This window comes from Roseibaca calidilacus, from assembly GCF_001517585.1.
Taxonomy (GTDB): Bacteria; Pseudomonadota; Alphaproteobacteria; order Rhodobacterales; family Rhodobacteraceae; genus Roseinatronobacter; species Roseinatronobacter calidilacus.
Map to the genome: position 1 here is coordinate 100076 of NZ_FBYC01000001.1, position 26274 is coordinate 126349.

Consider the following 26274-nt stretch of genomic DNA (forward strand, 5'->3'; position numbering starts at 1 on the left):
GTCTGCGCATTTAGTCAGACGCGCAGCCCGTCTGTGCCAAAGAAGCTAAGCCGCTCGGGTTCGAACGCCAGCCCGATGCGGTCGCCCGGCCTGACGGGGCTATCGCCTTGAATGCGCGACATGACCTGTCCAAGCGCGCCGCAATCGGTCACGACAAAGCTGTCGGCGCCAAGATATTCGACCACTTCGACACTGCCGGAACACTGGCCCGCGCCCGGTTCGACCATACGGATATGTTCAGGCCGCACCCCTAGATGAACTGCTGGGCCGGTGCCCGCGAAGGGCCCGGTTCCGCCACCGTCCAGATGATACGCGCCCGCATCGGTCCGGCAAGGCAAGATGTTCATCTTGGGGCTGCCGATGAACTGGGCCACGAACAGGTTGGCGGGGCGCTCATACAGCTCTTTCGGGGTGCCGACCTGCGCAATCTTGCCAAATTCCAGCACCACGATACGGTCCGCCAGCGTCATCGCCTCGACCTGATCATGGGTGACGTAAATCATCGTGGCTTGCAGCCGGTGATGCAGCTTGGCGATTTCCAGACGCATCTCGACCCGCAAGGCGGCATCTAGGTTCGACAGCGGTTCGTCGAACAAGAAGGCCGTCGGGTCGCGCACGATACAGCGCCCGATCGCCACGCGCTGCCGCTGCCCGCCTGACAGGTCTTTGGGGCGGCGGTCCAGATAGGGTTCCAGCTTCAGCACCTCTGCGGCCTTGTCGACCTTGGCGGCGATTTCGGCCTTGGATGCGCCAGCGGTTTTCAGCGAAAACCCCATATTGTCGCGCACCGACATATGCGGATATAGCGCATAGCTTTGGAACACCATCGCAAGCCCACGTTTCGAGGGTGGCTCTGCCGTGACATCGCGGCTGTCAATCTCCAGCGTGCCGCGGCTGATGTCTTCCAACCCGCCGATCATGCGCAGCAGCGTGGATTTGCCGCATCCCGAAGGGCCAACGAACACCACGAATTCGCCGTCGTGTATGTCAAGGTCTATGCCTTTGATGACCTGCACCTCGCCGAACCATTTTTCGACTGTGTTCAACCGTATCCTACCCATCACGCACCCCCGTTCGAGGGCGAGGCCCATGCCAGCCAGACCGCCGCCGTCCAAGTAAAACTGCCGCCGCCCGCCGGGTCGCCCGTCAGCGGGTCGTAATATTCGGCAAAGCCGTGTTCGGCCATCAGCGCCGCGGTGCGGGCGCGCAGTTCCTCTGCCTCTGCCTTGTGGCCCATATCGGCCAGTCCCAGCCCGATCAGCATATTGACAATCCCCCATGTCGGACCGCGCCAGTAGCGTTTGGCGTTGAACCAGTCGCTGCCCACCTTTTGGCTGGGCACCGGGTAGCGGCATTGGTCAAAGGCCTGATGCAATTCGTCCAGCATTTGCGCGCTGTCCAGATGCCCATACCAACACAGGAAAGATGCGTTCGACACCGACCCGGTATGATGCCCCGCATTCAGGTTGAACCCGTCAAACACACCCGCGGTGTTGCGCAGTTTTTCGGCACCGGCCGTTAGCTCGGCGGTCCATTGGTCCAACTCGGCGCGGTCCTCGCCCAAGGCATCGGCCAGTGCGGCCAGATCACGATTGGCGCGCAGCAGCACAAAGGTCATCAGCGGGTCGGCCACCTTGAAAGGCTGGTCTTGCGCCACCGCCGCATCATCCCACCCCAAGCCGCGTGCACGCTGCACCAGCCAGATGTAGCGGTCGTAATCGTCCTTTGTGGGCCGCATGGACGCGTCAACATGGGCGGTGTCGCGGCGGGTGTAGTCGCCCACGCCGACCGGGTCAATGGCTTGCATGGCGCTGTCCCAATCGGGCGCATTGTCGCGGCCACCTTCCCACGGGTGCGTGATGAAGATCATGCCATCTGCGTTGCGCCAGCGCATGAACCAGCGATGCCACGCCACCAGCTTGGGGAACAGCGCGGCCATGGGGTTGCGCCCCGCATCCGGGTTTTTGTCGTAGATCATGCGCGCGAATGTGGCGGCAACGGGCGGCTGCGAAATGCCAGAGGACGGGATCGGCCCCTTGCCTTCGGTGCCCCAGACGTCAGGCCCCGGAAAATAACCCGGATCGGGCTTGTGAAACAGGATATGCGGTAACATCCCGTTTGGCCATTGCCCGGAAAACAGCGTTGTCAGTTCCAGCCATGCGCGCTCAATGTCGAATTGGGCAAAGCCCCAAGCGGCAAAGGCGCTGTCCCAGTTCCATTGGTAGGGATACAGGCCAGAGGTCGGCAAAGTGTAGCCGCCACGGTCGTTCTTGCGCAGGATCGCGCGGGCTGCCTGGTCCAAGGCAAGGTGGTCCATTATCGTCATCCTTTCACAGAGCCTGCGGTCAGGCCCTTGGTCATGAAACGTTCCAGCCCCAGAAACAGCGCCATGATGGGCACCGTGGCCACAACGGCCCCGGCCATCAGGTGTTGGCGCGGAATCTCGGAGGAGTTGAGCGAGGCGATGCCCCGTGTCAGCGTAAACTTGGACGGGTCGTCCAGCAGCATGAAGGCCAGCAGGAATTCGTTCCACGCGATCATGAACACGTAAAGCGACACGCTGGCCAGCGCGGGCAGCGCCAGCGGCAAGGTGATTTTCCAGATCACTTGCAGGCGGTTCAGCCCGTCCATCAGCCCGGCTTCTTCCACCTCTGCCGGAAGGCCCCGGAAATAGCCTTGCAGCATATACAGCGCGACCGGAATGGTCGTGACCGGGTAGATCAGCAAAATGCCGAACAAGGTGTTGCGCAACCCGGTCATGGAAAACCCGATATAGATGGGCAATGCCAGCACGATGACGGGCACCATGTAGATCAGCAGGATGGACCGTGAAAACACCGCCTGCCCCTTGAAGCGCAGCCGCGCCACCGCATAGGCGCCCGGCACGCTGAACAGCAGCGTGATGACCACCGTCATCACAGAGATGAACAGCGAATTGACCATGTAGGTGCCGAAATTGTAGCTGGTGAACAGCTCGTAATACGACCGGAACAAGCCCCAGCCCTGCGTCAGGTCCAGCGAGAAATCGAGCGGATTGGCCACCAGTTGTTGCTGGTTCTTCAGGCTGGTCATGACCATGACGTAAAACGGAATAGCCACGATCGCCGTGAAGAAGATATAGCCGAACCCTGTCAGGAAGTGGATAACCGCATCCTCGAATTCGTGGCGCGTCAGGGGGCCGGGGCGCAAGGGCGCGGTCATCTTCGACAGGCCAAGGCCAAAACCCACGCCAACCATCAGCGCGGTGACCAAGCGCAGGCCAAAACCGGCATCCGGCATCATGATCGGCGATGGGCCAGCATAGGTCAGAAGCAGAAGCGCGCCAGCCGATGCCGCCGCCAACAGCCAGCCCCGCAGGCCCGACACGGCGATAATCCCGGCAGGCGCCCCGAAAAACAGCGCAGCAAGGATGCCCGGCCGAACAGCAGCCCCGGTGGCGAAGGCAACGGCAACCGATACCGTTACAGCGACAACAACCATCCACAACGCACCAAGGAACAGGCCCGTCACATAGCCCCGGCGGATCATGCCCATCATAACCCTTCCTCCCGGCTCATGAATTTGAAGAAGAACACGGAGAAGGACAAAAGGCACAGGAAGATGACCACAGCCACCGCCGCACCCGCGCCGATATTCGACACGGCAAAAGCCTGTTCATACACATTCACCGTCAGGGTGCGCGTGCCGGCATTGCCGCCCGTCAACAGGAAAATGTCGTCGAACTTGTTGAAGGTCCAGATAAAGCGCAGCAGGAACAACACGCTTAGAATGCCCAGAAGCTGCGGCATCGACAGATACCAGAATTTCTGGAAGGGCGATGCACCGTCCATATCGGCGGCTTCATACATGTCGCTGTCGATGGCCTGCATCCGGGCAAGGATGAACAGGAAGGACAGCGGAAAGTAACGCCAGATTTCGAACACCGTGACCATGATAAGCGCCAGCGGGCGCTCGCCAAAAAAGTTGATCGCTTGGTCGGTCACGCCCATTTGCACCAACAGCGCATTGGCAGAACCGGAAAACGGGTCGAACAGGATAAGCCACGAAAACGCGACCGCGATGATGGGGGCGACATAGGGGAACAGGTAAAGCCCCCGCAATATGCCCTGCCCGCGAAACGACTTGTTCAGCAATAGCGCCGCGAACAGGCCCACACCCAAGGCCCCCACGGTGCCAAAGACCGTGTAGAACATGGTTACACCGAACACGCCCCAGAATTCTTCGCCGTCAAAGATGCGCGCGAAATTGTCCAGCGTGAAGGTCGTATTGGTCAGGATGCTGTCGGATTGACCGGTCACACGGGGTAGGCTGGCCTCGGCTAGGTCTTCGGTCAGGTCGGCATCCTCTGCGGCCAGCGGAATGATGATGCGTTCGTTATACCCGCCTTCGATCGTGCCGATATCGCAGGTCAGTTCCTGCCCGGTCAGTGCGCAGGGCGCGGGCAGATCACCGCGCAGGGTTACGCCCTCGGGAAATGTGTCGGACAGGGTAACGCCCGTGACCGGAGTTTCTTGGCTGGAATTGCGCAACCGGTATTCAACGCGCAGATCGTCGCCCGCGCCGCGCACGCTTTCGCGCAAGATGGGCGCAGGGGGGCGCAGATCGGCTAACCCGATGGGCTTGAAACTGATCCAAAAGATCGCAAGCAGGGGCAGCAGCACGACCAGCGCGACACTTATCAGCGTCGGCGCAAGCAGGCCCCAGGCAAGCCGGGCCTCGCGCCGGGCAAGCGGCGTAGTACCGTTGGGGGGAACGGCTGACATCGGACAACTCCTGTCAGGGATGGGGCCGCCGCTAGGATGGCGGCCCCGGCAAGGTTACTCGATCGCGGAGAGTTCCGCGTTCATCGCCGCGACAGCGCCTGCCGCGTCAATGCGCCCGTCGATATACTGGCGCACAATGCGGTTGATGGCTTGGCTGTTGATCATCTTCGACGCCAGCGCAAGCTGGCCTTCAGCTACGCCCCAACGCTGCGCAACTTCCAGCCCGCCGACAATCTCGTCAATCATGGCCGGATCATACAGTTCGCCCAAGGGCGCTTTGCGGTCAACGCCGACGGGCAGGGTCGCCCAAAGATCCTTGAACTTGCTGGGTTCTTCCGCCGTGCCCGCACGCACCGGGAACTTGCCCTCGGGGGCAATGGACAGCGTCTGGCCATAGCCCTCATCCATAGAGAACTTGATGAAATCCATCGCGGCATCGGTGTCGGCATCTGTCGTGATCCCGAAATACCGCACATCGCCCCAAGCGGCCCCATCGGGGTTGGATGGGCCAGAGAAATTGGTCACGATACCGGTCAGGCTGGCCAGTTCCGGCGATGTCGGGTCATCATTGATGGTGGGCGGCGCGCTGTCACGCAGGCCAGCCAGTTCGTCCAACACAAAGGGCGACCAGATAATCATCGCCGCATTGCCACTAAAATACAGCGTGCGCGATTGGTCCCAATACAGATCGCCGGGGGGCGAGGCTTCGGCAATCGCCTTGTAGAAGTCCAGCACTTCGATGGTTTTGGCCTCGTCCAGCGGCTGGAACCCATCTGGCCCCACGGGCGAAACGCCATTGGCCAAGAATACATGTTCCAGAACTTGGCTCATGAAGTTTTCATCTACCTTGGTGGCGGCGACGAAGCCATACATTTCCGGCGGGTTGTGCAGCGCGTCTATCGCGGCCAGCACATTGGCATAGCTGGTCGGCGCGTCCAGCCCGGCGGCATCGAACAGGTCTTTGCGATACAGGATCATCTGCGTCCAGCCATCGACCGGGACAGACGCAGTGTTGCCTTCATAGGCGGCCATGGCTATCGCACCGGGCGCGAAAGTGTCGGCGCCCAGATCTTCGACCACTTCGGTCGCGGCGTCGGTGTCCAGAATACCGGCTTCGGCCCATGGCAGCGCATATTGCAAGGTGTGATAGATCACATCGGGCAGATCACCGGCAGCGAAAGCGGCGGTTGCGCGTGTGCCCAAGTCGCTTTCGGTAACCGGGATCACCTCTACCGATACGCCGGTCATGTCCTTGAATTGCGCGGCCATCTCTTCTTGCTTGGCTAGGCGCTCTGGCTGTTCTTCGGTTGTCCAGAAGCGGATCGTGTCTGCCGATGCCGCCAGCGCAGACAGGCTCAGCGCCAGCGCCGTTCCTGTCATCAGCTTGGAAATACGTGTCATTCTCTCTCTCCCTTGGTGCAGTTGGTTGATGGACTACGCCGCACCCGGCGCAACCCCGTGTGACCCGCGCGACTGAAACGCCGCGCGGCCCAATTCTCGCAAATCCTCTGGCGCAGCCCCGCGGCAGCGCCGTATCAGCAGGTTGGCAAGCCGTGCCCCCGCGGCGCGCGTATCGACCCGGTAGGTCGACAGCGGCGGGTCCAGCAGCGTGGTTTCCGGAATGCCGTCATAGGAAATGACCGACAGGTCGGTGCCAATGCGAAGCCCCCTGTGGCGCGCAGCATCATAGACACCCAGCGCCGCCGCATCGACAGAACAGACAATCGCGCTGGGCGGATTGGGCAAGTCCAGCAGGCTCGCGGCAGAGGCCGCGCCCGCAATCCGCGCCATTGCAGGCCGGGCAATCAGTTGCGGGTCATGTTCCAACCCGTTTCGCGCCAATCCGGCCATGAAACCGTCATGGCGCAGCTTGGCATAGGTATAGCCCTCTGCCCCCGGCACAAAGCCGATGCGCTGGTGCCCCAGCCCTGCCAGCAATGTTACCGCGTCCTCGATGGATTTTTCGCTTTCAATGTCGAACCATGCGCAACCTTGCGTGTCAGCGGTCCGGCCATACAGAACGAACGGCACATTGCGCGCGCGCAGAAACTCTATGCGCGGGTCGGTCAGCTTGGTGCGCGGCAGGATGAAACCATCGGCCTTTTTCTCTGCGGTCAGGCGGTCCAGCAATTCCAGCGTCTGGTTGTCGCTGCTGGCGGTCGCGACCGTCAGCGTCCAATCCTCGGCAGAGGCAGCTTCCGACAACCCTGCCAGAAACTCTGCCACGAAGGGACGGTGCGCATCATGTTCATTGACCTGCAACACCAGCCCCAGCGACCGCACGCGCCCTGTGCGAATGGCCTGCGCATGGCTGAGCGGGCGGTAGCCCAGTTTCTCGGCGGCCTTGCGCACGCGCATCCGGGTGCGGTCGGAAATATCGGGATGGTCGTTCAACGCCCGGCTCACCGTGCCCTTGGTCAACCCAAGCTGTGCGGCTAGGTCGACAAGCCGCACCCGTTTGGGCTGCCCAGATCGCGGCGTATCTCCGCAAATTTGCATGTGATTCGTCCTCCCAATTCTGAAATTCGGCTCCGAAACCGGTTTCGGCAACCGCTTTCGCCGAATTTCTTCACTCGGGGCGGATGGCAGGGCTTATGACCGCAGTTGGACTTCGGGCATCTGCACTTATCGTTTGCATAGCTGTGGGGCGCAGAATGGACAGTCTAGCAATGCTTGGCGCGATTGCAGGCGGAGGGTGATTTTGAAAAGCACCCCCTGCAATCCCCGTAAACACGCGACGCGGTTTTTTTATTCTACGCCCCGCGTGCCAACACGGGCCATCCCTTTTGGTCCGGGGAAAAATTTACGCCGTGTGCGCGGATTGCCCACGCGCGATTGCCGCCATACGGAAGGCTTGCACGCAGGTCTTACAGCGCGTTTGGGCATGGGTGGGCCGGGGGCATTGCGGGCAGCCAACCGCCACTAAGCATGACATGTTGCAAAAGCGCGGGCGCGTTTGTCAGTCCGGATCATAGGTCCAGCGATAGGTTGGTGGGGTTGGTCCTTTGTTGCGCCCACCTTGTTCGATCTGCTCCCACGCATGGGCCAGAATCCCGACGCTGCGTGACAATCCGAAAAAGCCCCGCGCCAAAGGCGGCGGGCAGCCAAGTTCGGCATAGATTACCGCCGTCGCCCCGTCGATATTCATCGGCACGGGTTTGCCGCGCTCGGTGGCCAGATGCTCCTCTATTGCGCGGGCTATGCGGGCGACGGCGCCACTGACCACACCTTGGCTGGCCGCCTCATCCACCAGCGCCAGCAGGCGGGGCGCGCGTGGGTCAACAGGTTTGTGAAAGCGGTGGCCGAAGCCCGGCAGATAGCGGCCATGGGTGGCGCGCCATGTGTCGAGTGTTGCGGCCAGGCTATCTGGCCCTGCGTCCAGCGCGCGCTGATACAGCGCGACCGCCTGTTCACCCGCGCCGCCATGCACATCGCCCAGCATGTTCAACCCTGTGGCCATGGCCGATTGCAGCCCCACGCCGCAGGTCGCGGCCATGCGCGCGGCGGCGATGGAGGGGGCTTGCGGGCCATGGTCCACCGCGGCGACAAGCGCGGCCTCGAACAGTTTTGCATGCGGTCCGTCAATCTGTTCGCCCATGACCATCAGCCAGATCATCTGCGCAAAACCCATAGTGCCGATCAGGTCTTGCACCGGCTGGCCGCGCAGATGAATGCGCCCCGGTTCCATGTCGATGATCTTCGTGCGCCACCAATCGGAAACGTCCTTGTTGTCTGTCATGTCACGCCCTCTGCCCGAAAGGTTGCGATGTCTTGCGCGCTATAGCCCAAGTCGCGCAAGATCGCGTCGCTATCTGCGCCGAGGGCAGGGGGCGGTGTTGCAACTGCCGGGCGCACGCCATTTATCAAAGCGCCGATGCGCAACACGTCAATCGCGCGGCCTACGCCGGGCGTGTTGTCGAACCGCGCCAGCAGATCGCGCGTTGTAATCTGCGGATGGGACAGAATATCTGGCACGGACATAACTGCGCCCGCAGGCACGCCGATGGCGTTCAGCGCATCGGCCCAGTCGCTGGCCGGGCGGGTGGTCAGCACGGTTTCCAGTTCGGCGCGCAGGCGCAGGCGGTTGCGCTTGCGGTCTTCGCGCGTGGCAAAATCCGGGTGCTCCAGCAGGTCGGCCCGGCCCAAGTGTTGGGCCAGCGCCTGCCATTGTTCGTCCTTGTTGGCGGCTATGTTCAACAATCCATCGGCGCATTGAAAGGCACCCGACGGGGCAGATGTTGGGTTTTCATTGCCCTGCCGCTCTGGCGTGATCCCGCCGATCAGGTGGTTCGACACGACCCAGCCCATAGTGGCCAGCACCGCATCGACCATGGGAATGTCGATGAAAGCGCCGCGCGGGTTGGCGTTTAGCGCGGCGCAAATGGTCATGGCGGCGGTCAGCCCGCCCACGGTATCGGCAAGCGGATAACCCACGCGGGTTGGGGTGCCGTCCGCCGCGCCCGTCACCGACATGACGCCCGATGCGCCTTGTACGATCTGGTCATAGGCGGGGCGCGTCGCCCATGGCCCGGTTTGGCCAAAGCCCGAGATCGCGCAATAGATCAGGTTCGGGTTCTCTGCCTTGAGCGCGTCAAACCCCAGCCCCAGCCGGTCCATCACGCCGGGGCGAAAATTCTCGACCAGCACATCGGCGCGGCGCACCAACCGACGCAACGCTTCTTTGCCGCGAGGGTCTTTCAGGTTTAACGTCAGCGAGCGTTTGCCCGCATTCTGCGCCAGAAAGCTGATGCCCATTCCCTGCGCCGAAAGCGCAGGGTCCGCGCCAAGGTTGCGGGCCAGATCACCCCGGCCCACGGTTTCTACCTTGATGACATCGGCCCCCAGATGGGCCAGTTGGTGACAGGCAAACGGTCCGGCCAGCACATTCGTCAGGTCCAGAACCGTGATGCCGGCCAGCGGGTCAGTCGCCATCGGCCACGCCCTCGGCGCGTTTGCGGGCTATATAGCCCCGGTAGCTGGGCAACAACACCAGGAGCAGCGCCAGCACCAGCAGACCCAGCGTCAGCGGCCGCTCTAGGATGAACCCGAAACCCTTATACAGCTGCATAGCGCGGGCAAAGTTGTCTTCCAGCATGGTGCCAAGGATGAACCCGATCAGCAGCGGTGCCAGTGGGAAATCGGCAAAGCGCAGGATGGTGGCGACCACGCCAAAGCCCACCAAGATCAGCAGTTCCGTGGAATTGTTCTGACCCAGATAGCTGCCCATCAGGGTGAAGAACAAGATGAACGGAATCAAGAAGGTGCGCGGAATGGTCAGGATCTTGGCGATATAGGGGATCAACGGCAGGTTCAGGATTAGCAGAACCAGATTGCCGATATACATTGAGATGATGACCGCCCAGAACACGTCAGGCGTATCGGTCATCAGCCGTGGCCCCGGTGTGACATTCAACGCCAGCAGCGCGCCCAGCAGAATGGCGGTGGTGCCAGAGCCGGGAATGCCCAGCGTCAGCAGCGGCACAAAAGACCCGGTGCACGCCGCGTTATTGGCGGTTTCCGGCGCCGCCAGCCCTTTCAGAGACCCTTTGCCAAATTCAGCCTGTTCTTCCTTGGTGGCCAAGTTGCGTTCGACCGCGTAGCCCAGAAAGCTGGCGATGGTCGCCCCCGCTCCGGGCAGAACGCCGATGAAAAAGCCCTGCAAGGATTGCCGCCCGATCACGGGGGCAATGATTTTGGCTTCGGCGCGGTTGATGCGCAGGTTGTCGATCTTGCCGCCGTCGCCGCTTGCGGCGCGGGCGGGGTTCATGACCAGAAACAAGGCTTCGGGCAGCGCGAACATGGCCATGGCCAAGGTGATGAAGGAAAAGCCCGATTGCAGGTCCATCATCCCAAAGGTGAAGCGCGGCATGTTCGACAGCGCGCCTTCGCCCACGGTCCCAAGGATCAGGCCCAGAATGGTCATCATCAGCGCCTTGGCGACCTGTCCGGTGCCCGCGAAGGCGGCGATGGCCGACAGGCCCACCACCATCAGCGCGAAATATTCTGCCGAGTGGAACAACAGCGCCACGGATGACAGCGCAGGCGCGAACACCATCAGCAGGATCGCGCCAATGGTGCCGCCCGCGAAACTGGCGATGGCGGCAATGGTCAACGCTTTGCCCGCTTGGCCCTTGCGCGCCATCGGGTAGCCGTCAAAGCTGGTGGCGACTGTGCCTGCCACGCCGGGAGCGTTCAGCAAGATGGAACTGGTCGAGCCCCCGAAAATAGCGCCGTAATAGACGCCCGACAACAAGATCAGCGCCGCGGTTGGATCGCCGATGCCGATGGCCACGGGGATCATGATGGCGATGATGGACATGGGCCCCAGACCCGGCAACATGCCGATCAGGGTGCCGATCAGGCAGCCCAGAACCACCATCAACAGGTTGAACGGGGAAATCGCGGCGGTCAGGCCGATAAGCAAACCTTCAAGCATCTTAGCGTCCCCTTACATGAACATGGCAGGCCAAGGGCGCAGGAATATCCCCAACACCTCTTGCACCAGATACCAGATGGACCCCACGGCAATGCCCGCGACCGGCAGCAGGATGTGAAAGCGCCGCTCGCCCAGCAGCAGCGACCCGATGACCAGAAAACCAACAGTCGCGCCCACAAAGCCCACGGGCCGCAGCATCAGGGCATAAGCAACCATTAGCGCCAGCAGAGCAATGGCCTGCCAGATGTGGTAATCGCCCAAACGTGTCAGGTCGATTGCGCCGTCTTTGGCAGGTTGCGGGCCACCGGGTTTCGGGCTGAACAGCACGATCAGCCCCACGATCAGGCCCAAGACGGTCAAGATCTTTGGGAAGGTCGACGGCCAGATCGGATTGCGCCGCAAAATGGGCGGAAGCGTATCGTCCATGGTGAAGAATGCCGCGTAGCCATACACGCATACAAGCGCGATAAAGGCCAGCGCGATCCAGCGATCGAGCGCCATCGGGTTTCCCCCTTTGTCGATGTTCTGAATGGGATGCGGCTGGCCCAGCACAAGGGCAGGCCAGCCGCGTGGTGGGCTAACAGATCAGAGGAAGCCCAGATCGCGCATCAGGTCGCCCAGTTGCTTTTCCTGCGTTTCAAGGAAGGCGGTGAAATCGTCGCCGGGCCGGTAGATATTGACCAGACCCATGCGCGCGCGCACGGCTTCCCATTCGGGGGTTTCCATCATCGTGGCCAGCATGTCCTGGTAGGCGGTCAGTTGTTCCTCAGGCAGGCCGGGGGCGGCGAAGAAACCGCGCCAGTTCACGAATTCCGCTTCGATGCCTTGCTCGGCAAAGGTGGGGGCTGCGTCATAGGCGGGCACGCGCTCTGGCGCGGTCACGCCCAGAATGCGCACTTCGCCCTGCTCGGCCAGCGCAATCGCTTCCGAGAACCCGGTGGATAGCGCATCAATCTCGCCCGACAGAAGGCCCGCCATGGCCTCGCCGCCCGCGTCATAGCCGATATAGTTGAAGGCGGTCGGGTCTTCGCCCGCGCCCTGCATCACGATGGCGGCGACCAGATGGTCCATCCCGCCGGGAACCGACCCGCCGCCAATGGCGAAATCCATCGGTGCTTCGCGGTAGCTGGCCAGCGCGTCTTCCATGCTTTGCAGCGGGCTGTCCGCGGTCACGACAAGGGCCGCATAATCGCCCACGGTGCCGGCCACCATGGTCAGGTCGCGGAAGCTCTGCGAAATCTCGCCCGTCAGCGCGCGGATCACGATGGGGGTCGAATTGACCATCAGCGTGCCGTGGCTGGACTCGGCATTCTCGATCAGGTTGGCAATGGCCACACCACCGCCGCCGCCCGACAGGTTCTCAAAGGTTGCATTGTCGACCAGCCCGGAATTGACCAGCGCCTCGCCCGTGCCGCGCGCGGTGCCGTCCCAGCCGCCACCAGCGCCGCCGGGGATCAGGAAATGCACGGCATCCATCATCTGCTCGGCTTGTGCCTGAACAGCGCCGCCCAGTGCCACGGTTGCGGTTGCCGCTGCGATGACCGCGCGACGGGTCCACCCAAAGGTGTTCATTGGTATTCCTCCCATTTGACAGGCGGTCCTCTGCCGCCCATGGTTATGTGAAGAACATAGAAAGCTGACAGAAGCCTGACACGGGCGCAAAAGGGACAACGCGTGCGGTATTTGCTGGTCGAAGATAACGCCGAACTGGCCGAGGCCGTGGTCAAGCGGCTGGCGCTGGATGGTCACGCGATAGATCATGCCGCCACATTGGCACAGGCAGAGGACTGTCTTGCCGTTGCCAGCTACGATCTGATCTTGCTGGATGTCATGCTGCCCGATGGCGATGGGCGCGAATTTCTGGTCCGCAGCCGCGCGCATTTGCAAACCCCGGTCATCGTGCTGACCGCACGGGCGCAGGTGTCAGACCGGGTGGGGGCGTTGGATCAGGGGGCGGATGACTACATTACAAAACCGTTCGACTTTTCAGAGTTGGAAGCGCGGTGCCGTGCCGTTCTGCGCCGTAGGGGCGGGTTGGCGCGCAACCAGATCGCGCTTGGCGCGGCATTGTTCGATCCGCTGGCCGGAACCTTGCAATACAACGGTATATCGCTTGCTCTGCGCAGCCGCGAGATTCGCCTGCTGGAAATTTTCGCCCGGCATCCGGGACAGATTCTGTCAAAAGCGCAGGTGATGGATCATTTGTTTTCCTACGATGCAGAGGTGACGGAAAACGCCATAGAGGTCTATGTCGGTCGTCTGCGCCGCCGTATTGATGGCATGGGGCTGCGCATAGAAACGGTGCGCGGTCTTGGGTATCGCATGGATGCGGACGCAGCATGATCCGCACGGCCTCTATCGGGGAACGGCTGACACTTCTGCTGGCGGGTGTTGCCGCGGCCCTTTCGCTGCTCAGTTGGGGCATGGTCACAAGCCTTGCAACGCAAGCCGCAGCAAAAACGCAGGACAACGTTCTCGCGGCCTCGACCACCACGATTGCCGAAACCCTGCGCAGCGAGCAAGGCGAGGTCCGGCTGGAACTGCCCTATGCCGCTTTCGCCATGCTGGGTGCAATCAGCGAAGACAGGGTGTTCTATCGTGTCGAAGCAAGCGGTCGGATGCTGACAGGCTATGAAGACCTGCCCAAGCCATCTGACGGTGCCCTTGGACAGGTCGTCTTTGATACAGGGGCCTATCGCGGTGCCCAGATCCGAATGGCATCTATCACGCGGCTGGTGCTTGTGGGCATAGATCGGGTGGCGGTTACGGTGACAGTGGCGCAAACTCGCGATGGGGTCGATGCGGTCACGTCCGAAATATCTTGGTTGGCCGGTGTCTTGTCCGTGGCGTTTTTCTTGGTGGCCGTGGCATTGTCTGCCGTCGCCGTGCGCGTGTCGCTGCGCCCATTGAACACCATTGCCGCCGCTGTCTCGCGGCGCGGCCCATTCGATTTACGCCCGCTCATGCGCCCGGCCCCGGCAGATCTGGCGCCGCTTCTGGATGCACTCAACCGCCTGATGGAACGCTTGCGCCAGTCCATCAGGCGCTCTGAGGATTTCATCGCCGAAGCCGCGCACCGGGTGCGCACGCCGCTTGCAACGGTGCGCACCCAAGCAGAGATTGCTTTGCGCACCGTGTCTGACGATACCGAGAAAGAACGCCTGCGCCGTATTATTCGCGCGGTTGATGAAAGCGCACGATCTGCCGGGCAGTTGCTGGATCACGCAACGGTCGCCTATCGGGTCGAAGACCTTGCGCGCGACAAGTTGGACCTTGCCGAGATTGCGGCGCTAACTGCCGCCGGGATGGAGCCGACAGCCGATATGCGCGATATCCGTTTGGAGCTGGTGCTGACACTGACCCCCATCTTGGGCGATTCCGTGTTGTTGGAAAGCGCCATACGCAACGTGCTGGACAATGCCATAAAGTATTCCCCCGAAGAAACGACTGTTACCCTGCATGTCGAACCCGTCGGGCAAGAGGCGTGGCTGACCGTCCGTGATGAGGGGCCGGGTCTGGGCCACGGCCCGACATGCGAACTGACCGATCGCTTCCGGCGTGGCACGAATGTTGCGGGTATTGTCGGCTCGGGGTTGGGGCTGACCATCGCCGCAGAGGTGTTACGCGCCCATGGTGGGCGCGTTGAATTGACCAATGCCGAAACAGGGAGTGGCGCATGCGTTTCGCTTATCTTGCCCTTGGCCTGATTCTGACATGGTGCGCGCCGCTAAAGGCGCAAACCATAGAGGACCAGCGCGTATTCCTTGGAACAAGCGACCGCCTGTTGCGGATTGTTTCGACCACTGATCTTGCCGTGTTCGTACCCTATATCCGCAGCTTTCAAGAAGAGCACCCGGAGATCGGGGTAGATTACACCGTGATGTCCTCCAGCGACCTGCATCAGGCCATTCGGCAGGGCGCGCAGGCCGATCTGGTCATATCATCCGCGATGGATTTGCAGTTCCAACTTGTGAATGACGGCTTCGCGCTGCCCTATCGGTCCGACCAGACCGATGCGCTGCCGGAATGGGCGCGCTGGCGAGATTTGATCTATGCGTTTACCACCGAGCCTGCCGTAGTGGTCATAAACAGTGCAAGCCTTCAGGGGCTTGATTTGCCAACGACCCGGCAAGACCTGATCGCCATGCTGCGCGATAACCCGGAGCGGTTTGTTGGGCGTATTGGAACCTATGACGTTCGCAATAGCGGGCTGGGCTATCTGTTTGCCACCCAAGAGGACCGCTCGACCGATGCCTTCTGGCGTTTGAATGAAGTGATGGGGCGGCTTGATACCCGGCTGTATTGCTGTTCTTCGGACATGATAGAGGATGTGGCCGCAGGTCGGCTGGCCTTGGCGTATAACGTGCTGGGCAGCTATGCCGCCGAAGAACTGGCCCTTGGGTCTGGCGGGAATATGCAGGTGATCCGAATGCAGGATTTTTCCAATGTGATGCTGCGCACCATGTTCATTCCCGCCACGGTGCAGGATGCAGAGGGCGCAGGGGCGATGATCGACCTGCTGAGCAGGCTTGCTTTGCGCTCTGAACCCGGACCTTGGGGGCTGCCGTCCTTGAACGAAGCGGGGGAAAGGGCGTCGCTCGGGTTTGGGCCTATTCGCTTGGGTCCGGCACTTCTGACCTATCTGGACCCGTTAAACCGGCGTTCGTTTCTGCTCGAATGGAACAACGCAATGATCCAATGACGGCAGGCGCATTGACGGTCCGCCCCGGCCACCAAGACGCCGACACCCACCGTCGTTGGGCGGGAATGCTGAATGGGGCGAATGACGGATTTCAGAAGGGGGGTTGTGCAAATCTGGCACTAGACGGCTCAGGCAATGGGCCTAAACACCCTGCCAGCGCCAAGTACGAAACCTGCGTTAGTATGAGGTGGAACGCAACCTGCCCGCGTGATTTGCCATTCTATCCAAACACTTTCTTGGGATAAATGGTGCCCAGGAGAGGACTCGAACCTCCACGCCCGTACGGGCACTAGCACCTGAAGCTAGCGCGTCTACCAGTTCCGCCACCTGGGCAGGTTGCGTAGCGCAGCTTTTAGAATTGGCGTGCGGCACTGTCAACGGCTGAAATGCGGAAATTCGTGTGCCCTTTGAAAAAAGCGCAGCACCCTTGCCGCGCCTGCTCTGCGGCTGTATTCACAGGGCGCAACACAGGCGGAGGTCGGCATGTCGAAACTGGTCACGATCTATGGCGGCTCGGGGTTTGTCGGGCGCTATATTGCGCGGCGCATGGCCAAGGCCGGCTGGCGTGTGCGCGTCGCCGTTCGCCGCCCGAACGAAGCGCTGCATGTCAAACCTTACGGCGCGCCCGGACAGGTCGAACCCGTGTTCTGCAATATTCGCGACGATGCATCCGTTCGCGCGGTGCTGCAAGGGGCCGATGCGGTCGTCAATTGCGTGGGCATTCTGGGCGAAGTGGGCAAGAACCGTTTCGACGCCGTGCAGGCCGACGGCGCTGGGCGGATCGCGCGGATCGCGGCAGAGCAGGGGATTGCCACGATGGTGCATATCTCTGCCATCGGTGCGGATGCCAAATCCGACAGCCTGTATCAGCGCAGCAAGGCAGAGGGCGAGGCGCTGGTGCAAGCTGCGATGCCGGGTGCGGTTATCCTGCGTCCTTCGGTCGTGTTCGGAACCGAGGATCAGTTTTTCAACCGGTTCGCAGGGATGGCGCGGTTCAGCCCGTTCCTGCCCGTGGTGGGGGCCAAGACGCGCTTCCAGCCCGTCTATGTCGATGACGTGGCCGCCGCTGCCGAGTTGGCGCTGACACAGGGCGCTGCGCCGGGCATCTACGAATTGGGTGGCCCGGATGTGGCCAGCTTCCGCGATCTGATGGTGCAGATGCTGGCCGAGATCCGGCGCAAACGCGTTTTGGTCCATGTGCCGTTCTTTGCGGCAAAGATCATGGGCACCATCTTCGACATTCTGCAAAAGATCAGCTTTGGACTGTTCACCAACGGGGTGCTGACCCGCGATCAAGTGCGCAATCTGGCGCGGGACAATGTGGTCAGTAAGGACGCGCGTGGCTTTGTAGAACTGGGCCTGACACCGACGCCAATGTCGGCGATCCTGCCGGATTACCTGTATGTCTACCGGGTTGGTGGCCAATACAAGGCGATCCACGAATCCGCAGAGCGTTTGCGCAAAGGTTAGGACGGCGCGCCCAAATAGGCGCGCCGCAAGTGGTTTAGCGCGGCACCAGCACGCTATCGACCACATGGATCACGCCGTTCGACTGGTTCACATCGCTGATGGTCACCCGGCCAGCGTTGCCTGATTCGTCGTAGATCCAAAGGGTGCTGCCGCGCATCTGGGCGCTAAGTGCATCACCCGACAGGGTTTCCATGTGGAAGAACCCGTCTGCGCTGTTGCGCGCGCGGCGCATCAGGTCTTCGCCGGACAGCTTGCCCGCGACGACATGCGCCGTCAGCACTTTTTGCAGCATCCCCTTGTTTTCCGGCATCAGCAGCGTGTCGACCGTGCCAGCGGGCAGGGCATCGAAAGCGGCATTGACCGGGGCAAAGACGGTCATCGGGCCGGGGCCTTGCAGCGCATCGACCAGATCGGCGGCCTGCACGGCAGCAACCAAAGTTGTGTGATCTTCAGAGTTGACCGCGTTTTCCACGATATTGCGGGTTTCCAGCATCGGCGCGCCGCCGACCATGGGGTTGGCGAAAGCGGCGCCGGCGGCCAGCGCGATGGTGGCGGTCAGTGTTGCAAGTTTCATTGTCTCTCTCTCCTGTTATGGCAGATTGCCGGGCGCGTTTCGCGCCCATGCCACGGAAACGAAAGAGACTTCGGCCAAGTTTCAGGATTGCGCAGAACGCAGGTCGTGTCTCGGAGTTGGTGGAAATTCGAGGGCGGCGTAATCTCCGGGTGAACTGACACCCACCCAACCGGCGGCTGCAACCGCCAGGGAGATCACGCCATGAACCAGATTACCGACACTGCGAGCTTTGCGCTACTGGCCCATGAGGCCGGGTTTGACCCGATCGAGGATCGGTTGCGGGCGAACGTCCGTGCGACCATCGAAGCCGTGTTCGAGGAGGAGCTTGCCAGCTTCCTCGGCCGTCTTCGCTATGACCTGGGCGATGGAGTCACGAAAGGGTATCGCCACGGGCACCGAGAACGGCAACTCACCGGCACCTTCGGGACTGAGACGGTCATCGTGCCTCGCGCCCGCGTTGCAGATGAGACAGGCAAGGTAACGGAGTGGCGGTCGAAAGCGCTGCCCCGATACCAGCGGCTGACGAAGAAGGCCGAGGCCCTCATCGCAGCGGTCTATCTCGCAGGTACGAACACCCGGCGCGTCAAGCGAGCGCTGTTCGGGCTGTTCGAGGGTGCCGTCAGCAAGGACGTGGTCAGCCGTGCCTGGCGCAAGGTGAAGGTCGACTGGGACGCCTGGTCCGCGCGTAACTTGGCCGACGAGGATATCGTCCGGCTGATCCTCGATGGCACCGTGATCAAGACCCGGCTGGACCGGAAAGCCACGAACATCTCGGTGCTGGCCGCAATCGGGGTGCGCCGCGATGGTCAGAAGGTGCTGCTTTCCATCAGGAATATGGGCGGGGAGAGCAAGGCCGCATGGCGGCAGTTCCTCGATGACCTCGATGCACGGGGCTTGAAGCGGCCCGAATTCGTGATCGTCGACGGCGCCCCGGGACTGGAGGCCACCCTCGTGGCGCTGTGGGGCGAGGACCTGCCGATCCAGCGCTGCACGGTTCACAAGCATCGCAACCTCCTGGCCCATGCCCCGAAGCACCTCCACGACGAGTTGACCGAGGACTACCGCGACATGATCTATGCCGACACCGCGGCCGAGATTGAGACGCGCCGAAAGGCCTTCCTGCGCAAATGGCGGCTAAAGTGCCGTGCGGTCGCTGACAGTCTGGAGGAAGCCGGAGATCGGCTCTTCACCTTCACCCGCCTCGACCCGTCACAATGGAAATCGGCCCGGACCACCAACGCCATCGAGCGCCTGAACGGGGAATTCCGCCGCCGCATCAAGACCCAGACCGTGCTGCCCTGCGCAGAGACCGTGCCCATGCTGCTCTGGGCGCTGCTCGCCTCCGGCCAGATCCAGATGCGCAAGGTCGATGGCTGGGAAACCTTGTCTCAGCCCCTCGAACCCATGCCTCTTGACCTCGCCGCCTGAGAAACCGAAAGATCACATGCCCGGAGATGGCCGCCAGGAAATTTCCACAGCATTCGCGACACGACCAGAACGCAGATCACAGACGCGTTACCCGCCTCGCAACTCTGCCGTTGCCAAGACCGGCCCTGTGGGCGCGCCGGTGGTTGACCCGCCTGCCGGTTCAAGACTGACGGCCAGAACCTGACCCGCTTGAAGCGCGGCCTCTCGGGTCAGAACGCCATCCTGCAACAGCCCCAAAGAGGACGGCACGCCATCCGCTCCGATCACCCATAGCTCGTAATCCTGCCCCTCTCCGGCAGGCGGTCCTTCGGCGTTTAGGCTTAGCTGCGTGCCATCAAAACGTGCGGCCAGAACCAAGGCGCGATCCTCTGCCACCAGTTCGGCGGTCAGCAGGGGCGCAGGCGGGGTGCGCAATACGGGCGACAGCACCACCAGCCCCAAAGCCAACGCGCCAACAAGCGACCCCGCCCCCAGCCAGCGCCACAGATTGCGGCGGCGCGTCGGGGCCGGAAACAGCCGTGCCTCTATCTGGGGCAACAGGTTGGGGGCGGACAGTTCGGGGAATTCGGCGTTCAAGGGGGCCAGCCGCACTTCCCATGCGCGCACGCGCGCAGCGAATGCCCCGTCGGTGGCAGCACGCTGGTCGGCCGCGCGCCATTCTTCTCGGCCCAGCAAGCCCAGCACATATTCTGCGGCCAGCAGGTCGTCATCATCTTTGGGGGCTGTGGTCATCGGTCCAGACACTCCCGCAGACTGATAAGCGCCCGACGCAGCCATGTGCGCATGGTATTTAGCGGCACGTCAAATTGCGTGGCCAGATCCTGATACGACAAGCCCATCAGATAGGCCCCCTTGACCGCGCGGGCGCGGTCCTCGGGCAATTCGCCGAAACAGGCCAGTACCGCCTGCATCCGGGCGCGCAGCATGGTTGTGTCCTCGACGCCCATTGCTGGGTCGGCGATTGTGTCAAGGATATCGCTATCCTCGCCGCCACTGACCATGCGACGGCCCCGCGCGGCGGGGCGCGCGCGCAGACGGTCCAATGCATGATTGCGGGCTATGGCGCAAATCCAACCCAAGCCAGTGCCTTTCTGCGGATCATAGCTGGCGGCGCGTTGCCATAGGCGAATCATCACCTCTTGCAGGGCATCTTCCGCTTCGGCCCTGTCCCCTAGCATACGCGTCAACAGCCCCATGAGTTTCGGGGCGACCAAAGGATAAAGCGACCGAAGTGCGGACCGGTCCTGCGTGGCAAGCCGTTGCAGCAAGATTGATATGTCATCTGTCACGTGTCGCCCCGCTTGTCTGACGCGAAGGGTAGCACGGCACTGTGGTGAGGCAACTCATTCCCCTTCCAGCCGAAGCCGGATTTCACGCAGAACCGGAATGGTTTGGCGCACCCGCGCGTCGCCCAGCGACTGCGCGATATCGTCAATCAGGGGGCTGATGGCCGCCAAGGCCGCATCGCGCGCCGCCTTTCCCGAGGGGCTGATCGACACCAGCTTGCGGCGGGCATCGTCCCAATCGGGGCGGATATGGACATAGCCGGCCCATTCCAGCTTGGTCAGCGTATTGGTCATGGCCCCGCGGGTGACATGGAATGCGCGCGCCAGTTCGGCGGGGGTGCGTTCGGTTTGCAGGCGCGCCAGCAGGTTCAGCACCCCGAAATGCGACAGTTCCATGCCCTTGGGCAGCACCTTGGATAGCCGGTTGCGCACCAGTTGATCGGCCATCAGCAATTCGCTGAACAACGCATTTCCAACGTCAGAGGTCACGACACCTCCGGTGGTAGAAAGTCGCGGTCATGCTCCAGCGAGGGAACGCGGGCGCGCGCATCCTGGACGCGCGCAAGGTCCAGATCAACCAACGCGACACCGGGGTCGCGCCCCATGTCCAGCAAAACCTCGCCCCATGGCGCGATGACCATGCCATGCCCATGGGTGCGCCGCTCGCGGCCATCGCGGGCCTTGTGCAGCCCGGTTTGCGCAGGGGCCAGAACGAATGCGCCGTTTTCAATGGCGCGGGCGCGCAGCAGGCTTAGCCAATGGGCGGCCCCGGTCACCGGGCTGAACGCGGCGGGAACGCAGATGACCTCTGCGCCGGCTTGTGCCAGGGACCGGTAAAGCATCGGAAAACGCAGGTCGTAGCAGATGCTCAGCCCCAGCCGCGCGAAAGGTGTGTCTACCACCACCGCCCGGTCGCCGGGCCGAAACGCGGCGGATTCGTGGTAGGTTTCGGTTTCCGACACCTGCACGTCGAACATATGAATCTTGTCATATCGCGCTGTGATCGCGCCATCTGGGCCAATCAGGAAGCACCGGTTGGCAAAACGCCCGTCCGCGTCGCCGGTTTTCAGCGCAAGCGACCCGATCAGCACCCACAGCCCCAGTTCTGCGGCCAATGTGCGGATGGCGGCAAGGGTCTGGTCATCCTCCTCTGTCTGCAACACCGCGTTTTGCCCCGCGCGCGATGTCGAGACGCAATTCGTCACCTCGGGCGTCAGCGCGATTTGTGCGCCGTCCGCTTGCGCTTGTCGCAACAGGGCGATGGTGTTGGGCAGGTTCGCAGCCGGATCATCGCTGGAACAAAGTTGCAATAGCGCCGCACGCAGGGTCATGACGGGTCAGCCTTTCAGCAGCGCATCTAGCTTGCCGGCGCGCTCCAGCGCGTAAAGTTCGTCGCAACCGCCAACATGGGTCGCGCCGATGAAAATCTGCGGCACAGTATGCTTGCCGCCTGCACGTTTCATCATCTCGGGGCGGCGGTCGGGGTCGCGGGCAATGTCGATCTCAGAAAAGCTGGCACCCTTCTGGGTTAGCAACCGCTTGGCGGCGTGGCAAAAACCACAAAGAGGCGACGTATAGATTTCAATCGGTTGCATGGCGACCCTTTGTCAGCGCGTGTGTTCTGCGCACTATAGAGGATCATTCCGCTCGTGCAACGCGTGCCAATGCCACAACCCGCACCGATGCCGCACCATGGGCCAGACAACATTCGGCAGCGGCGGCAAAAGTGGCACCGGCGGTCATCACATCATCGACCAGCAGAATATCGCGCCCGCCCAAACGCGGCCCTTGTCGGGGGTGCGGGGCGAAAGCGTCCTGCATGTTGCTGAAGCGCCCCAGCCGCCCGCGTCCGTCCTGCGTGCCGGTGGCGCGGGTGCGGCGCAACAGGTCGGGGCAATGCTCCAGCCCATGCATCCGCGCCAGTGCGCGGCTAAGTTCAGCCGCCTGATTGTAGCGCCGTTTCAAAAACCGTGTCCAATGCAGCGGAATCGGGGCGACCAACATGCCCGGGCGCAACAGCGGGCGCGCGGCGCGCGCCATCCAGCGCGCGGCGGCGGGCACATGGTCCAGCCGGTCGTAATATTTCAGCCCCAGCAGCAGTTTGCGCGCTTTGTCGCCATATAGCAGCGCGGCGCGCCCCTGTTCCCATGGGCGGGCGAGGGTCAGGCATTCGTCGCAATGCACCGGGGTTCCGGGGTCGGTGCCCGGCAGCGGCAGGCCGCAGGCATCGCAACACAGCCCGTCTATGAAGGGCATTTCGCGCCAGCAGGCTGGGCAAAGCATCCCTTCTTCTGCGACCAACATCTCGCAGGTCACGCATTGTGGCGGGTAAAGCACACGCAGCGCCGCACGTCCGGCTTGGTGCAGCGCCTGCCCGGTTGCGTTTTGCATTTTGCCCATTCCCGACCTACATCCCCTGCACCATTAGGATAACGCCGCCATGACCACCCCCCGCCTGACCGACCGCGCGGCATTGCTGCGCAACCGTGCCCGTGCCAAGGGCCCGATGTTTCTGCACGATCTGGCCCGCGAGGAGCTTCAGGATAGGCTGTCGGTGGTTAACAGAACCTTTACCGCGCCAGCCATCGTGACCGGGTTTCCGGGCCATTGGGGGGATCTGTTACCGGGCGCGCGCGTTGTGCCCGATACGCCCGTGCTGGACTTGGTCGAGGGGGCGCATGATCTGGTCATCCACGCCATGGCCTTGCATTGGGCCGACGACCCGATCGGGCAGTTGGTGCAGGCGCGCCGCGCCTTGCAGCCCGATGGGCTGTTTCTGGGGGTTCTGTTCGGTGGGCAGACATTGGCAGAGTTGCGCGCCGTTCTGGCGCAGGCGGAATCGGAATTGCGCGGCGGGCTTAGCGCGCGCATTCTACCCATGGCCGAAATCCGCGATTTGGGCGCGGCTTTGCAGCGGGCGGGCTTTGCCCTGCCCGTCGCAGATTCGTTGCGCCAAAACGTCGCATACCGCGACCTGAATACGCTATTTTCCGATTTGCGCGCGATGGGAGAGCGCAATGCGCTGGCCGCGCGGCCCCGCCAATTGACCCCGCGCGCGCTGTTTTCCAAAGCGCGCAGGCTGTATGCAGGCAGCTTCGCAACCCCCGATGGGGCATGTATGGCAGGGTTCGAGCTGATCTTTCTGTCAGGCTGGGCACCCTCTGCCGACCAGCCCAAACCGTTGCGTCCCGGTTCCGCGACATCACGACTTGCCGATGCGTTGGGAGCCACGGAAGTGCCCTTGCCGGATGCCGTGAAAATTCCGCCGAAAGATTGAATCCGTGCGAAAATCCGCTATGTCCGACACAGTGTTCAGGAGACGGTGAGATGAAAGACGAAGCCATGCTAGATGCAAAGCCCGTTCCGACCATGGCGAAATGCCCGGTCCATATGGACCAGCCCGGCACCGGGCGGCTTGCCCATGCAGAGGCCGACCATCCCGCTGTGCCGCAAGCCAAGATCGGGGTATTGGTTGCCAATCTGGGCACGCCCGACAATTATGACTACTGGTCGATGCGGCGCTACCTGAACGAATTCCTGTCCGACAAGCGTGTGGTCGATTACCCCGCATGGCTGTGGCAACCCCTGTTGCAACTGGTAATCCTGACCAAGCGGCCGTTCACCTCTGGGGCGAATTACAAATCCATCTGGAACATGGACAAGAATGAAAGCCCGCTTCTGACCATCACCAAGGACCAGACCGCCAAGATCGCCGAAGCCGTTGCCGAAAAATATGGCGACAATGTTATGGTTGATTTTTGTATGCGCTATGGCAACCCGTCCACGCCTTCTAAAGTGGATGAAATGGTCAAAGCCGGGTGTGAGAAGATCCTGTTCTTCCCGCTATATCCACATTATGCCGGGGCAACCTCTGCCACGGCCTGCGACCAGTTTTTCCGCGCGCTGATGACGCAGAAATGGCAACCCGCCGTGCGCACCGTTGCGCCCTATTTCGAACACCCGTCCTACATCAAGGCGCTCGCGGCATCGGTGCAGCGGGCTTATGACGCGATGGAGGAAAAGCCCGAAGTGCTGGTGGCATCCTATCACGGAATGCCGAAACGCTACCTGATGGAAGGTGACCCCTACCATTGTCAGTGCCAGAAAACCACGCGCCTGCTGCGCGAGGAACTGGGCTGGCCCGAAGGGTCCATCCAGACCACGTTCCAGTCGGTGTTCGGTCCCGAAGGCTGGCTGCGTCCCTACACGGTCGACCATGTGGCCGATCTGGCCAAGCAAGGGGTGAAGCGGTTGGCGGTGATCGCACCGGCGTTTTCGGCGGATTGCATCGAGACTTTGGAAGAGATCAACGAGGAGATCTGCGAAAGCTTCGAGGAAGCGGGCGGCGAGCACTTCACCTATATTCCGTGCCTGAACGATGATGCGATGCATATTGCCGCGCTGGCAGAGGTGATTGACGAAAACCTGTCGGGCTGGTCGTAAACGTCGCGGCCAGTTGCCGCGCCCGATGTCATAGGTGGAAATAAAAAATGGCGGGCCAAGGCCCGCCATTTTTCACATGTTGTTTCGCAGTGCTTAGCGCGAAGCAGCGGCAGCAGCGACAACCAGCAGCAGCATCAGCGGAACGATGATGCCGGAAGCCGAGGACGACTTCACGTCTTCGACGACAACAGCAGGTTCGATAACCGGCTCTTTGTACTTGCCGCCCATGCCGCCAGCGAAAGCGGTCGTTGCGGCCATCGACAGAGCAGCTGCGAGTGCGATCTTCTTCATAGTAACCTCCAGAATGCGCCGACACATACCATTTGTGCCGACTCCCAAGACGAAATGTCGTATCTTGGGAAAAACCATTTTCTGCTGTCGAACGCAACGTGCCGCTTGTGCCCCTTACCTTAGATTTCGGCTGCGTCGTCAATTTCGCAACACTTTCCGACCATAAGCCTAACCCAAAGCCCGCCCAACGCCATGTTCACGCCGAGTTGTGTTTGAATCGGCGCGTTTAAACCGCTAAGGGTCGGTCGGTCGCCACCCGGAAAGTTCTTATGATGCGTTTTCTTGCTCCGTTGTTGCTAGTTGTTCTTGGTCTGAGCGCCTGCACCACCACGAACACCCCGATGCGGATGGGTCCGGATGGCAAGCCGATTCCCGTGGTCTACCGGATTGGACCAAATGACGCGCCGCGCGTGCGCCAGCGTATGCAGGACGGCATCAACACCATGCGCGCGCAAAACGGACTGCCCACGCTGACCAGCAGTCTGGAATTAGCCAGTGCCGGGGCGACCCACGCGCAGGACATGTCGTTCCAGCAGCGCCCGTGGCATTGGGGCTCGGACGGGTCCAGCCCGATTCAGCGCGCGCAGCGCGCGGGCTATCAAGGCGCGTTCGTGGGCGAATTGATTTCCGAAACCTTCGAGACAGAGATCGAAACCGTCAACGCCTGGATGATCGAGCCGGAAACCCGGCAGGTCATCCTTGACCCACGCGCGACAGAGCTGGGTGTCGGCTGGCATCAGGACGAAAACGGGAAACTGTGGTGGGCCGTGGTCTTGGGCGAAGGGCAGAGTATCATGTCGGTGGTCGATCGATAGGCTTTGTAGCCTATCGGTTCCGCGCTTTGCTTTGGCAGATCAGGAACCATGCGAAACCATGCACTG

27 protein-coding genes and 1 tRNA gene are annotated in these 26274 nt (G+C 61.9%); 8 read left to right on the top strand and 20 right to left on the bottom strand.

Annotated features, from left to right (window positions below; genetic code table 11):
• Positions 1-14 precede the first annotated feature (14 nt).
• The 11 genes from AWT76_RS00315 to AWT76_RS00365 form a co-directional block, all read right to left on the bottom strand.
• The gene (locus AWT76_RS00315; protein ID WP_072244212.1) at positions 15-1061 is read right to left on the bottom strand and encodes an ABC transporter ATP-binding protein; all 1047 of its coding nucleotides are present in this window, start codon (positions 1059-1061) and stop codon (positions 15-17) included.
• Positions 1061-2317 carry an MGH1-like glycoside hydrolase domain-containing protein gene (locus AWT76_RS00320; RefSeq protein WP_141655837.1) on the bottom strand — a complete coding sequence of 419 codons (1257 nt, stop codon included), beginning with the start codon at positions 2315-2317 and terminating at the stop codon, positions 1061-1063. Before AWT76_RS00320 ends, AWT76_RS00315 begins: the two co-directional genes overlap by 1 nt.
• Before the next feature lie 5 nt (positions 2318-2322).
• Positions 2323-3534, bottom strand: coding sequence for a carbohydrate ABC transporter permease (locus AWT76_RS00325; RefSeq protein ID WP_072244214.1), 1212 nt, complete (start codon positions 3532-3534; stop codon positions 2323-2325).
• Positions 3534-4763 carry a carbohydrate ABC transporter permease gene (locus AWT76_RS00330; RefSeq protein ID WP_072244215.1) on the bottom strand — a complete coding sequence of 410 codons (1230 nt, stop codon included), beginning with the start codon at positions 4761-4763 and terminating at the stop codon, positions 3534-3536. Before AWT76_RS00330 ends, AWT76_RS00325 begins: the two co-directional genes overlap by 1 nt.
• Positions 4764-4817: 54 nt before the next feature.
• Positions 4818-6164, bottom strand: coding sequence for an ABC transporter substrate-binding protein (locus AWT76_RS00335; RefSeq protein WP_072244216.1), 1347 nt, complete (start codon positions 6162-6164; stop codon positions 4818-4820).
• Positions 6165-6197: 33 nt separating this feature from the next.
• Positions 6198-7262, bottom strand: a complete 1065-nt coding sequence (locus AWT76_RS00340) for a LacI family DNA-binding transcriptional regulator (protein ID WP_072244217.1) — start codon at positions 7260-7262, stop codon at positions 6198-6200.
• Between the two features lie 460 nt (positions 7263-7722).
• Complete coding sequence (locus AWT76_RS00345; protein WP_072244218.1) at positions 7723-8502, bottom strand: citryl-CoA lyase; 780 nt, start codon at positions 8500-8502, stop codon at positions 7723-7725.
• On the bottom strand, positions 8499-9695 hold the full coding sequence (locus AWT76_RS00350) for a CaiB/BaiF CoA transferase family protein (RefSeq protein ID WP_072244219.1): 1197 nt from the start codon (positions 9693-9695) through the stop codon (positions 8499-8501). The genes AWT76_RS00345 and AWT76_RS00350 overlap by 4 nt, the downstream gene beginning before the upstream one ends.
• Positions 9685-11199, bottom strand: a complete 1515-nt coding sequence (locus AWT76_RS00355) for a tripartite tricarboxylate transporter permease (protein WP_072244220.1) — start codon at positions 11197-11199, stop codon at positions 9685-9687. The genes AWT76_RS00350 and AWT76_RS00355 overlap by 11 nt, the downstream gene beginning before the upstream one ends.
• Before the next feature lie 12 nt (positions 11200-11211).
• Positions 11212-11700: a tripartite tricarboxylate transporter TctB family protein gene (locus AWT76_RS00360; RefSeq protein ID WP_072244221.1), complete on the bottom strand. Its 489-nt coding sequence runs from the start codon at positions 11698-11700 to the stop codon at positions 11212-11214.
• A gap of 84 nt (positions 11701-11784) precedes the next feature.
• Positions 11785-12771, bottom strand: a complete 987-nt coding sequence (locus AWT76_RS00365; protein ID WP_072244222.1) for a tripartite tricarboxylate transporter substrate binding protein — start codon at positions 12769-12771, stop codon at positions 11785-11787.
• A gap of 102 nt (positions 12772-12873) precedes the next feature.
• Here AWT76_RS00365 and AWT76_RS00370 point away from each other — a divergent pair, with 102 nt between their 5' ends.
• From AWT76_RS00370 to AWT76_RS00380, 3 genes are read left to right on the top strand one after another with little or no spacing between them, the layout of a single operon-like run.
• Positions 12874-13542 (top strand): response regulator transcription factor, encoded by a 669-nt coding sequence (locus AWT76_RS00370; protein ID WP_072244223.1) that lies wholly within the window; start codon positions 12874-12876, stop codon positions 13540-13542.
• Positions 13539-14906 (top strand): sensor histidine kinase, encoded by a 1368-nt coding sequence (locus AWT76_RS00375; RefSeq protein WP_072244224.1) that lies wholly within the window; start codon positions 13539-13541, stop codon positions 14904-14906. Before AWT76_RS00370 ends, AWT76_RS00375 begins: the two co-directional genes overlap by 4 nt.
• Positions 14876-15901: an ABC transporter substrate-binding protein gene (locus AWT76_RS00380; protein ID WP_072244225.1), complete on the top strand. Its 1026-nt coding sequence runs from the start codon at positions 14876-14878 to the stop codon at positions 15899-15901. Before AWT76_RS00375 ends, AWT76_RS00380 begins: the two co-directional genes overlap by 31 nt.
• A gap of 246 nt (positions 15902-16147) precedes the next feature.
• On the opposite strand, the gene AWT76_RS00385 is transcribed toward AWT76_RS00380, so the two are convergent.
• A tRNA-Leu gene (locus AWT76_RS00385) sits at positions 16148-16234 on the bottom strand.
• 150 nt (positions 16235-16384) lie between these two features.
• On the opposite strand from AWT76_RS00385, the gene AWT76_RS00390 reads away from it, so the two are divergent.
• Complete coding sequence (locus AWT76_RS00390; protein WP_072244226.1) at positions 16385-17371, top strand: complex I NDUFA9 subunit family protein; 987 nt, start codon at positions 16385-16387, stop codon at positions 17369-17371.
• 34 nt (positions 17372-17405) lie between these two features.
• Here the strand turns inward: AWT76_RS00390 and AWT76_RS00395 are convergent, their stop codons facing one another.
• Entirely contained in the window at positions 17406-17945 is a 540-nt protein-coding gene (locus tag AWT76_RS00395; RefSeq protein ID WP_072244227.1) for a fasciclin domain-containing protein, read from the bottom strand.
• Positions 17946-18146: 201 nt separating this feature from the next.
• Here AWT76_RS00395 and AWT76_RS00400 point away from each other — a divergent pair, with 201 nt between their 5' ends.
• Entirely contained in the window at positions 18147-19373 is a 1227-nt protein-coding gene (locus AWT76_RS00400; protein WP_072244228.1) for an IS256 family transposase, read from the top strand.
• Between the two features lie 87 nt (positions 19374-19460).
• Here AWT76_RS00400 and AWT76_RS00405 read toward each other — a convergent pair whose 3' ends face one another.
• The 6 genes from AWT76_RS00405 to AWT76_RS00430 are packed head-to-tail and all read right to left on the bottom strand — an operon-like array spanning position 19461 to position 23050.
• Positions 19461-20105, bottom strand: coding sequence for an anti-sigma factor (locus tag AWT76_RS00405; protein ID WP_072244229.1), 645 nt, complete (start codon positions 20103-20105; stop codon positions 19461-19463).
• A complete protein-coding gene (locus AWT76_RS00410) occupies positions 20102-20662 on the bottom strand; it encodes a sigma-70 family RNA polymerase sigma factor (RefSeq protein WP_072244230.1) in 561 nt (186 codons plus the stop codon). The genes AWT76_RS00405 and AWT76_RS00410 overlap by 4 nt, the downstream gene beginning before the upstream one ends.
• A gap of 54 nt (positions 20663-20716) precedes the next feature.
• Entirely contained in the window at positions 20717-21106 is a 390-nt protein-coding gene (locus AWT76_RS00415; RefSeq protein ID WP_072244640.1) for a MarR family winged helix-turn-helix transcriptional regulator, read from the bottom strand.
• Between the two features lie 38 nt (positions 21107-21144).
• Positions 21145-21984: a carbon-nitrogen hydrolase family protein gene (locus AWT76_RS00420; RefSeq protein WP_072244641.1), complete on the bottom strand. Its 840-nt coding sequence runs from the start codon at positions 21982-21984 to the stop codon at positions 21145-21147.
• A gap of 12 nt (positions 21985-21996) precedes the next feature.
• Positions 21997-22254, bottom strand: coding sequence for a glutaredoxin 3 (grxC, locus tag AWT76_RS00425; protein ID WP_072244231.1), 258 nt, complete (start codon positions 22252-22254; stop codon positions 21997-21999).
• A gap of 43 nt (positions 22255-22297) precedes the next feature.
• Entirely contained in the window at positions 22298-23050 is a 753-nt protein-coding gene (locus tag AWT76_RS00430) for a double zinc ribbon domain-containing protein (protein ID WP_072244643.1), read from the bottom strand.
• A gap of 49 nt (positions 23051-23099) precedes the next feature.
• Here AWT76_RS00430 and AWT76_RS00435 point away from each other — a divergent pair, with 49 nt between their 5' ends.
• On the top strand, positions 23100-23936 hold the full coding sequence (locus AWT76_RS00435) for a methyltransferase domain-containing protein (RefSeq protein WP_072244232.1): 837 nt from the start codon (positions 23100-23102) through the stop codon (positions 23934-23936).
• Positions 23937-24049: 113 nt separating this feature from the next.
• Positions 24050-25102: a ferrochelatase gene (gene hemH, locus AWT76_RS00440; RefSeq protein ID WP_245638749.1), complete on the top strand. Its 1053-nt coding sequence runs from the start codon at positions 24050-24052 to the stop codon at positions 25100-25102.
• A 93-nt stretch (positions 25103-25195) separates the two neighbouring features.
• Here hemH and AWT76_RS00445 read toward each other — a convergent pair whose 3' ends face one another.
• Positions 25196-25393 carry a hypothetical protein gene (locus AWT76_RS00445; protein ID WP_072244233.1) on the bottom strand — a complete coding sequence of 66 codons (198 nt, stop codon included), beginning with the start codon at positions 25391-25393 and terminating at the stop codon, positions 25196-25198.
• 269 nt (positions 25394-25662) lie between these two features.
• Between AWT76_RS00445 and dalA the strand changes: the two genes are divergently transcribed.
• Complete coding sequence (gene dalA, locus AWT76_RS00450; RefSeq protein ID WP_072244234.1) at positions 25663-26208, top strand: divisome-associated lipoprotein DalA; 546 nt, start codon at positions 25663-25665, stop codon at positions 26206-26208.
• Positions 26209-26274 lie beyond the last annotated feature (66 nt).